Source organism: Roseomonas sp. TS2, assembly GCF_058833935.1.
The window spans coordinates 1-8,483 of sequence record NZ_JCACVY010000188.1; the positions used below are offsets into that span (position 1 = coordinate 1).

The following is an 8,483-nucleotide window of genomic DNA, read 5'->3' on the forward strand; positions in this document are numbered from 1 at the left end:
AGCGTGGTCTTGACGTCACGCGCGAATGTCCGTTGAAGGGACGGAGCATCACCGCACTGGCCGGGCATGGTCCAGAGGACCGGGCCGTGGTCGCGCCCGGGCGGTTCCAGAGGATCATATCCCATCCGTTTCGCGAATGATCCGCCCTCCGGACTCTCAGCAAGGCGAACCCCATGGAACAACTTCCCCGGATCGAAAGTGGGATCGCCGGCCTCGATATCCTGCTGAAGGGCGGGCTGGTCGCCGGCTCATCCTATATCATCCAGGGGCGTCCCGGCTCCGGGAAGACCATCTTCGCCAGCCAGATCGCCTTCCACCACGCCAGCCGCGGCGGGCGCGTCCTGTTCGCCACCCTGCTCTCCGAGACGCATGAGCGGCTGTTCCAGTTCCTGTCGACGCTGAGCTTCTTCCGGCGGGACCGGGTGGGCGCGGAGATGCAGTTCGTCAGCGCCTTCGACACGCTGGAGAATGAGGGGCTGGACGAGGTGGTCAAGCTGCTGCGGCGCGAGATCAGCCGGCAGAAGGCCTCGGTGATGGTGGTGGACGGGGTGCTCAACGCCCGTTCCCGCGCCGAGACGCAGCTCGACACCAAGCGCTTCATCGCGGAGCTGCAGGGCCATGCCGCCTTCGCCGGCTGCACCGTGCTGTTCCTCACCAGCGCCCGGCTGGATGATGGCAGCCCGGAGCACACCATGGTGGACGGGGTGATCGAGCTGGGGGAGGAGCTGGTCGGCAGCCGCTCCCTGCGCCGCATCCACCTGCGCAAGACCCGCGGCAGCGGCGCCCTTGCCGGCCTGCACGAGTTCGAGATCAACAGCCAGGGCGTCGTGGTGTATCCCAGGCTGGAGACCGTCTGGGGGCAGATCGCCTCGCAGGAGCCGGTGAGCGTGGCGCGGGAGAGCAGCGGCATCCCGGTGATGGACGAGATGCTGGGCGGCGGCCTGCCGCCTGCCTCCATCACCCTGGTGCTGGGGCCTTCGGGCAGCGGCAAGACCTCGCTCGGCCTGCATTTCCTGTCACGCTGCACGCCGGAGGAGCCGGGGCTGCTGTTCGGCTTCTACGAGACGCCGGAGCGCCTCTGCCTGAAGGCCGCCAACCTGGGCATCGACCTGCGCGGCCTGGTCGCCTCCGGCGCGGTCGAGATCATCTGGCAGCCTGCCTCGCAGCGGTCCCTGGACCGGCTGGGCCATCAGCTGCTCGGGGCCGTGGAACGGCGCAAGGTGCGGCGCGTGATGATCGACAGCCTGAGCGGCATGGCCCGCGCCGCCGCCCGCCCGGACCGGCTGATCGACTTCTACACCGCCCTGACCAACGAGTTGCGCGAACGCGGCGTCACCACCGTGTCCACATGGGAGATGCGCGGCCTGTTCGGAGCGGAGATCAATGCGCCGGCGCCGGAACTCTCCAGCCTCATGGACAATCTGCTGATGCTCCGTTTCGTCGAGGTGGAAGCGGATGTGAGGCGGGTGCTGACCATCCTGAAGGTGCGCGACAGCGACTACGACCCCTCCCTGCGCGACGTCACCATCACCAGCGATGGCATCCTCCTCAAGCCGAGCTTCGAGAAGATGTCCATGGTGCTTTCCGGCTCCCCTACGAAGAAGGGGAGCTGACCGCGCGAGCGTTCAGAGCGGTACCACATCATGACAACGATCTTGGTCGCGGACGACGAGTTCCTCATCACGGACGTGCTCGCCTTCGCCCTGGAGGATGAAGGGTTCATGGTGGTCCGTGCCAGCAATGGCAGGAAGGGGCTGGACGTGCTGGACCGCGAGCGCCCCGATCTCGTCATCACCGACTACATGATGCCGGTCATGAACGGCGTGGAGTTCGCCCAGGCGATCCGGGGCCGCCTTGGCACCGGCATGCCGATCATCCTGATGAGCGGCGCGCATGCCGACCTCGCCCGCGAGAGCGGACATTTGTTCGCCCGGATCTTCGAGAAGCCCTTCATCATCGGCGAGGTGATCGAGGCAGTGATCGCCCTGGTGGGCCGCCCGGGCTGAGGCAAGGCGCCGCCGCGCCGCCCCTCGCGCCGCCCCCTGGTCAGCCTCCGGCGGGCGCCGGGGCCAGGCGGGCGGAGGCGGCCAGGGCCGGTGGCTCCAGCGCATGCAGCGCGTCGAGCAGCGCGACCTGGAAGCTGCCCGGGCCACACGCCTGCCCCGCCGCCCGCTCGGCCGCCACGCCCAGCGTGGCCAGCCCGGCCACCGCCGCCGCCATCCCCGGCAGCCCGGCGCCCAGGAAGGCGCCGATCAGCGCCGTCGCGGTGCAGCCCATGCCGGTGACGCGGGTGAGCAATGGGTGGCCATTGGCCACCGCGACGGCCCTCTCCCCGTCGGTGACATGATCCACCGCCCCGGTGACGGCGACCGTGATGCCGAGCGCGCGCGCCAGCCGCGCCGCCGCCGCGTGCGCCATCACCGTGGGATGCGCGCTGTCGACGCCGCGGGAGGCGAGGCCGGCCTCGCCGGCCACGGCCAGGATCTCGGAGGCGTTGCCGCGCAGCACGGCGGGGCGCAGCGCCGCCATCTCCTGCGCCGCCGCCAGCCGGAACGGGGTGGCGCCGGCCGCCACGGGGTCGAGGACCCACGGCACGCCCGCCGCCCGCGCCGCCGGGACGGCGCGGCGCATGGCCCGCAGCTGCGGCGCGGTGAGGGTGCCGATATTCACCACCAGCGCGGCGGCGTGGGGGGCGAAATCGGCCACCTCCTCCTCCGCCTGCACCATGGCCGGTGAGGCGCCCACCGCCAGCAGGGCATTGGCCGTGACATTGGCGACGACGACATTGGTGATGTTGTGGACCAGCGGCGCGGCGAGGCGCAGCCGTTCCAGGGCGGCGGCGGCCTGCCGGGGCAGGTCCGTCGCGGTGGTCTCCGGCACGGGTGGAACTCCCTTGGCAATCCGGCGGGCAGGCCATGGCGGGCAGGCCACAGCGGGCCGGCATGTTGCGGCGGCCGCGGGCCGGCCACAAGCGGCGGGGCCGCCGGGCAGCGGCGCAAAAAAGGCCGGGGAAGCGGATGCTCCCCCGGCCGGCCTCCGGCGCGGTCCGGGGCTGGTCGCCCCGGCGCGCGCGGCGCGTCACTCGGCCGGCTGCGCCAGCCCGATGGCCTCCGGCGCCTCCGGCAGCGCCTTGCCGCTGAGCGCCAGGCGCAGCTGCTCCTGGTCCAGCTCGCCTTCCCAGCGGGCGACGACGATGCAGGCCACCGCATTGCCCACCAGGTTGGTCAGCGCCCGGCACTCGGACATGAAGCGGTCGATGCCGAGGATCAGCGCCATGCCGGCCACCGGCACCGCCGGCACCACCGAGAGGGTGGCGGCCAGGGTGATGAAGCCCGCGCCGGTGATGCCCGCCGCGCCCTTCGAGGAGAGCATGGCCACCAGCAGCAGCAGCACCTGGTCCCACAGGCTCAGCTCGATGCCCGTGGCCTGGGCGATGAACAGCGCCGCCATGGTCATGTAGATGTTGGTGCCGTCCAGGTTGAAGCTGTAGCCGGTGGGCACCACGAGCCCCACCACCGACTTGCGGCAGCCGGCGCGCTCCATCTTCTCCATCAGCGTCGGCAGCGCCGCCTCGGAGGAGGAGGTGCCGAGCACCAGCAGCAGCTCCTCCTTGATGTAGCGGATCAGCGCCAGGATCGAGAAGCCGTTGTAGCGGGCGACCGCCCCCAGCACGACCAGCACGAAAATCAGCGCCGTGAGGTAGAAGGTGGCGATCAGCAGCGCCAGGCTGGCGATGGAGCCGATGCCGTAGCGGCCGATGGTGAAGGCCATGGCGCCGAAGGCGCCGATCGGCGCGGCCTTCATCAGGATGGCCACCAGCTTGAACATGCCGGCCGAGGCGGAGTGCAGCACGGCCATGACCGGCTCCGCCTTGTCGCCCACCGAGGCGAGGGCGATGCCGAACAGCACCGAGAAGAACAGCACCTGCAGGATGTCGCCCGAGACGAAGGCGGCTACCGGCGAGGCGGGGATGATGTTGGTCAGGAAGCCGACCAGCGTCGTCTCGTGCGCCTTGGCGGCGTAGCCGGAGACGGCCTTGGGGTCGAGCGTGGCGGGGTCCACGTTCAGCCCGGCGCCGGGCTGCACGATGTTGGCCACGATCAGCCCGACGATCAGCGCCAGGGTGGAGAAGACCAGGAAGTAGAGCATCGCCTTGCCGGCGACGCGGCCGACCTTGCCGATGTCGCGCACCCCGGCGATGCCGGTCACCACCGTCAGGAAGATGACCGGGGCGATGACCATCTTGACCAGCTTGATGAAGGCGTCGCCCAGCGGCTTCATGTCCGCGCCGGTCTGCGGATAGAAGTGCCCGAGCAGGATGCCGACGGCGATGGCGAAGAGAACCTGCACATACAGGTGCTGGTAGAATTTGCGCGGCGCGCCGGGCGCGGTCGCCGCTTGGATGGGTGCATAGGCCATGGATATCCCCCCCTGCCTGAAGTTCCGGCGTGGCCGTGCCGCCGCGCCGGCGGTGTCGTTCCGTGGTGTGGACCGCCGCGAGGGCGGTGCTCGGAACCCCCATGGCAAGGGGGGTGCCAGAGCGGGCAGGGTCCGGCCGCTCTGGCTTACTCCTTGATCTTATACATGTTTGTGCGGCGGCGTGGCCGGCACGCCGGCGCCGATCGTGCGGATTTCCGCACAGATTCCAGAGGCGTTGTGCGGCTTTCCGCCCGGCCTGGCGGGCATCCGGCATGAGCGCCGCGCCCGGCGCGGCCCGCCCATGGCGGAGCCTGTTCCAGGTTGTCGCGGCCCTCGCCGTGCTGTTCGCGCTCGACCGTGGCGCCGACCATCTGGCGCGGCGCTGGGTGCTGGCCGACCTCGCCGCCTCGGCCGGCGCCGCCGCCGAGCTGCGCGGCGCCGTGCTGCAGGCCGAGATCGAGAAGCAGCGCAGCCTGCCCCTCATCCTGGCGCAGGACCCCGACCTGCGGGAGGCGCTCGCCGCCCCCAGCCCGGCGCGGCTGGAGGCGCTGAACGCCAAGCTGGAGGCGCTGGCCCAGGGCACCCGCACCGCCGTGATCTACGCGCTGGACCGCACCGGCGTGGCGCTGGCCGCCAGCAACTGGCGCACCGGCACCAGCTTCGTCGGCAGCGACTATGCCTTCCGCCCCTATTTCCGCGATGCGCTGCGCGAGGGCGCGGCGGAGCATTTCGCCCTCGGCACCGTCAGCAACCGCCCCGGCCTCTACCTGGCGCGGCGGCTGGACGGGCGGGACGGGCCGGTCGGCGTCATCGTCATCAAGGCGGAGTTCGAGGCGGTGGAGGAAGCCTGGCGCCGGCTGCCCGGTCCCGTCCTGGCCACGAACCCGCGCGGCATCGTCACCGTCACCAGCGTGCCGGCCTGGCACTTCCTGGCCACCCGGCCGCTGGCAGGGCCGGAGCGCGAGGCGATCCGCGAGAGCCTGCAATTCGGCAATGCGCCGCTCGGCGACCTCCGCCTCGCGCCGCTGGCCGGCGATGCCACGCTGCGCCGCCTGCCGCCCGGCGCCCGGCCGGAGGACAACCCGGCCCTGCCCGTCACCCGCCCCGTGCCTGGCACCGGCTGGACACTCACCCTGCTGGCCCCGGTGCGCCCGGTGCTGGAGCCGGCCCGCCTGGCGGCCCGGCTGGGCGCGCTGCTGCTGGGCGGGGCGGGGCTGGCTGGCATGGCGCTGGCGCTGCGGCGGCGCGGCCGGCTGCGCCGCGACCTGGCACGCGACGCCGCCCGCCGGCAGGAGCTGGAGGAGCAGGTGAGCCTCCGCACCGCCGAGCTGCGCACCGCCAATGCAAGGCTGCGCGCCGAGGCGGTGGAACGCCAGCGCGCCGAGGCCACGCTGCACGGGCTGCGCGACGAGCTGGCCCAGGCCAACCGCCTGGCCATCCTCGGCCAGATCACCGCCAGCGTGGCGCATGAGATCAACCAGCCGCTGGCCGCCATCCGCACCTTCGCCGACAACGCGCTGAAGCTGCTGGGGCGCGGCGACGCGGCCACGGCCGGGCGCGCGGTGGAGACGATCGCCGGGCTGACAGGGCGGATCGGCACCATCACCGAGGGGCTGCGCGGCTTCGCCCGCAAGGGTGGCGGCGAGAGCGAGCCGGTGGCCCTGCGCGCCGCCATCGAGGGGGCGCTGCTGCTGGTCGGCCACCGGCTGCGGCAGCACGGCGTCGCGGTGGAGGTGGCGGTGGAGGGCGAGCCCCGGCTCCGCGCCGAGCGGGTGCGGCTGGAGCAGGTGCTGGTGAACCTCGTCCAGAACGCCATCGAGGCGTTGCAGGGCCGCGCCGATGGCCGCATCCGCATCAGCGCCGCCGCCGCGCCGGAGGGCGGCGCCACGCTGCGGGTGGCCGATAACGGCCCCGGCCTCGCGCCTGCGGTGCGCCGCTCATTGTTCATGCCCTTCACCACCACCAAATCCGCCGGTCTCGGCCTGGGGCTGGTGATCTGCCGCGACATCGTGGCCGATCTCGGCGGCACGCTGGAGGCGCCGGAACGCCCGGAGGGCCTGGAAGGCGCGGAATTCGTCATGACCTTCGGGAAGGCGCTGTGATGGACGTTGTGTTCGTCGACGACGACGACACCCTGCGGGAGGCCAATCTGCAGAGCTTCGCGCTGGAGGGGCTGACGGCCATGGCCGTGCCCTCCGCCGGGCGGGCGCTCGATGTGCTGGACGCCGACTTCCCCGGCGTGGTGGTGACCGACATCCGCATGCCGGGCATGGACGGGCTGGCCCTGTTCCGCCGCCTGCGCGCCCTGGACCCGGACCTGCCGGTCATCCTCATCACCGGGCATGGCGACATCCCGATGGCGGTCGGCGCCATCCGCGAGGGGGCCTACCACTTCCTGCCCAAGCCCTACCCGGCCGAGCAGCTCCTCGCCGCCGTGCGCCACGCGCTGGAGAAGCGGCGGCTGGTGCTGGAGAACCGGCGCCTGGCCCGGGCGGTGGAGGCGGCCGGGGCGGAGGACGGGGCCTTCCTCGGCGCCGCGCCGGCCATGCGCCGCCTGCGGGAGACGCTGCGCCAGGTGGCCGACGCGGCGGTGGACGTGCTGGTGGAGGGGGAGACGGGCAGCGGCAAGGACGTGGTGGCGCGCCAGCTCCACGCGCTGAGCCGCCGCGCCGCCCGCCCCTTCGTGGCGCTGAACTGCGGCGCCCTGCCCGAGAGCGTGATGGAGAGCGAGCTGTTCGGCCACGAGGCCGGCGCCTTCACCGGCGCGCAGAAGCGCCGCGTCGGCCGCATCGAGCATGCCGATGGCGGCACGCTGTTCCTCGACGAGATCGAGGCCATGACGCCCGCCATGCAGGTGAAGCTGCTGCGGGTGCTGGAGAGCCGCGAGATCGCCCCCCTCGGCACCAACGAGGTGCGGCGGCTCGACCTGCGCGTGGTGGCCGCCACCAAGGTGGGGCTGGCCGAGCTGGTGCGGCAGGGCGCCTTCCGCGAGGATCTCTACTACCGGCTGCATGTGGTGACGCTGCGGGTGCCGCCGCTGCGCGAGCGGCGGGAGGATATCCCGCTGCTGTTCGCGCATTTCCTGGCCCGCGCCGCGGCGCGCTTCGAGCGGCCCGCGCCGGCGATCGACGCCGCCACGCAGCGCCATCTGGAGAGCCATGCCTGGCCCGGCAATGTGCGCGAGCTCTCCCACTTCGCCGAGCGGGTGGCGCTGGGCCTGGCCGATCTGCCTGCCGCGGCCGGGGCGGCCCCGGCGGGGGCGATGGCGGGGGCTGCCTCCCTGTCCGAGCGCGTCGACGCCTATGAGGCGGCGCTGCTGGCGGAGGCGATGGCGGCGCACCAGGGCGATGTGCGGCAGGCCATCGCCGCCCTCGGCATTCCGCGCAAGACCTTCTACGACAAGCTGAAGCGCCACGGCATCGCACCGCAGGACTACCGCGGCGGCAGGGAGGAGGGCGCGACCGGGTGAGGCGCCCCGCCCGCCGCCGGGCGTTCAGTCGATGCGGCGCAGCCCCTTGGCGAAGCGGCGCCAGTTCCGCACGTAGTTCTCGGCCGAGGCGCGCAGGCCGGCGATCGCCGCCTCGTCCAGCTCCCGCGCGGCCTTGGCGGGCGAGCCGATGATCAGCGAGTTGTCGGGGAATTCCTTGCCCTCGGTCACCAGGGCATTGGCGCCGATCAGGCAGTTGCGGCCGACCCGCGCATTGTTCAGCACCGTGGCCCCCATGCCCACCAGCGTGCCGTCGCCGATGGTGCAGCCATGCACGATGGCATGGTGACCGACCGTCACCCCGGCGCCGATGGTCAGAGGCGCGCCGGGATCGGCGTGCAGCATCGCGCCCTCCTGGATGTTGGTGCCGGCACCGACGATGATGGGCGTCCGGTCCCCGCGCAGCACGGCGCCGAACCAGATGCCCACATCCTCGCCCAGCGTCACGTCGCCGATCACATGCGCGTCGGGGGCGATCCAGTAGCGGCCGGCCTCCGGCAGGCGGGGCGCGATTCCATCCAGTTCATAGAGCGGCATGGCGTTTCCTGTGTTCTTCCCGGCGGGGTGGCCCCCGTCC

At 72.5% G+C, this 8,483-nt stretch carries 7 protein-coding genes; 4 read left to right on the forward strand and 3 right to left on the reverse strand.

The features are described from left to right. Positions 1–173: 173 nt before the first annotated feature. Positions 174–1,613 carry an ATPase domain-containing protein gene (locus tag ACZJYS_RS20540; protein WP_109517299.1) on the forward strand — a complete coding sequence of 480 codons (1,440 nt, stop codon included), beginning with the start codon at positions 174–176 and terminating at the stop codon, positions 1,611–1,613. Between the two features lie 30 nt (positions 1,614–1,643). Continuing rightward, complete coding sequence (locus ACZJYS_RS20545) at positions 1,644–2,006, forward strand: response regulator (protein WP_109517298.1); 363 nt, start codon at positions 1,644–1,646, stop codon at positions 2,004–2,006. Between the two features lie 40 nt (positions 2,007–2,046). Here ACZJYS_RS20545 and thiM read toward each other — a convergent pair whose 3' ends face one another. After that, positions 2,047–2,880, reverse strand: a complete 834-nt coding sequence (gene thiM, locus ACZJYS_RS20550; RefSeq protein WP_493180153.1) for a hydroxyethylthiazole kinase — start codon at positions 2,878–2,880, stop codon at positions 2,047–2,049. A gap of 198 nt (positions 2,881–3,078) precedes the next feature. Then, positions 3,079–4,419, reverse strand: coding sequence for a dicarboxylate/amino acid:cation symporter (locus ACZJYS_RS20555; protein WP_379649049.1), 1,341 nt, complete (start codon positions 4,417–4,419; stop codon positions 3,079–3,081). A gap of 272 nt (positions 4,420–4,691) precedes the next feature. On the opposite strand from ACZJYS_RS20555, the gene ACZJYS_RS20560 reads away from it, so the two are divergent. After that, complete coding sequence (locus tag ACZJYS_RS20560; protein ID WP_493180154.1) at positions 4,692–6,521, forward strand: sensor histidine kinase; 1,830 nt, start codon at positions 4,692–4,694, stop codon at positions 6,519–6,521. Continuing rightward, on the forward strand, positions 6,521–7,888 hold the full coding sequence (locus tag ACZJYS_RS20565) for a sigma-54-dependent transcriptional regulator (protein WP_493180155.1): 1,368 nt from the start codon (positions 6,521–6,523) through the stop codon (positions 7,886–7,888). Before ACZJYS_RS20560 ends, ACZJYS_RS20565 begins: the two co-directional genes overlap by 1 nt. 24 nt (positions 7,889–7,912) lie before the next feature. Here the strand turns inward: ACZJYS_RS20565 and ACZJYS_RS20570 are convergent, their stop codons facing one another. Then, complete coding sequence (locus tag ACZJYS_RS20570; RefSeq protein ID WP_109517294.1) at positions 7,913–8,443, reverse strand: gamma carbonic anhydrase family protein; 531 nt, start codon at positions 8,441–8,443, stop codon at positions 7,913–7,915. Positions 8,444–8,483 lie beyond the last annotated feature (40 nt).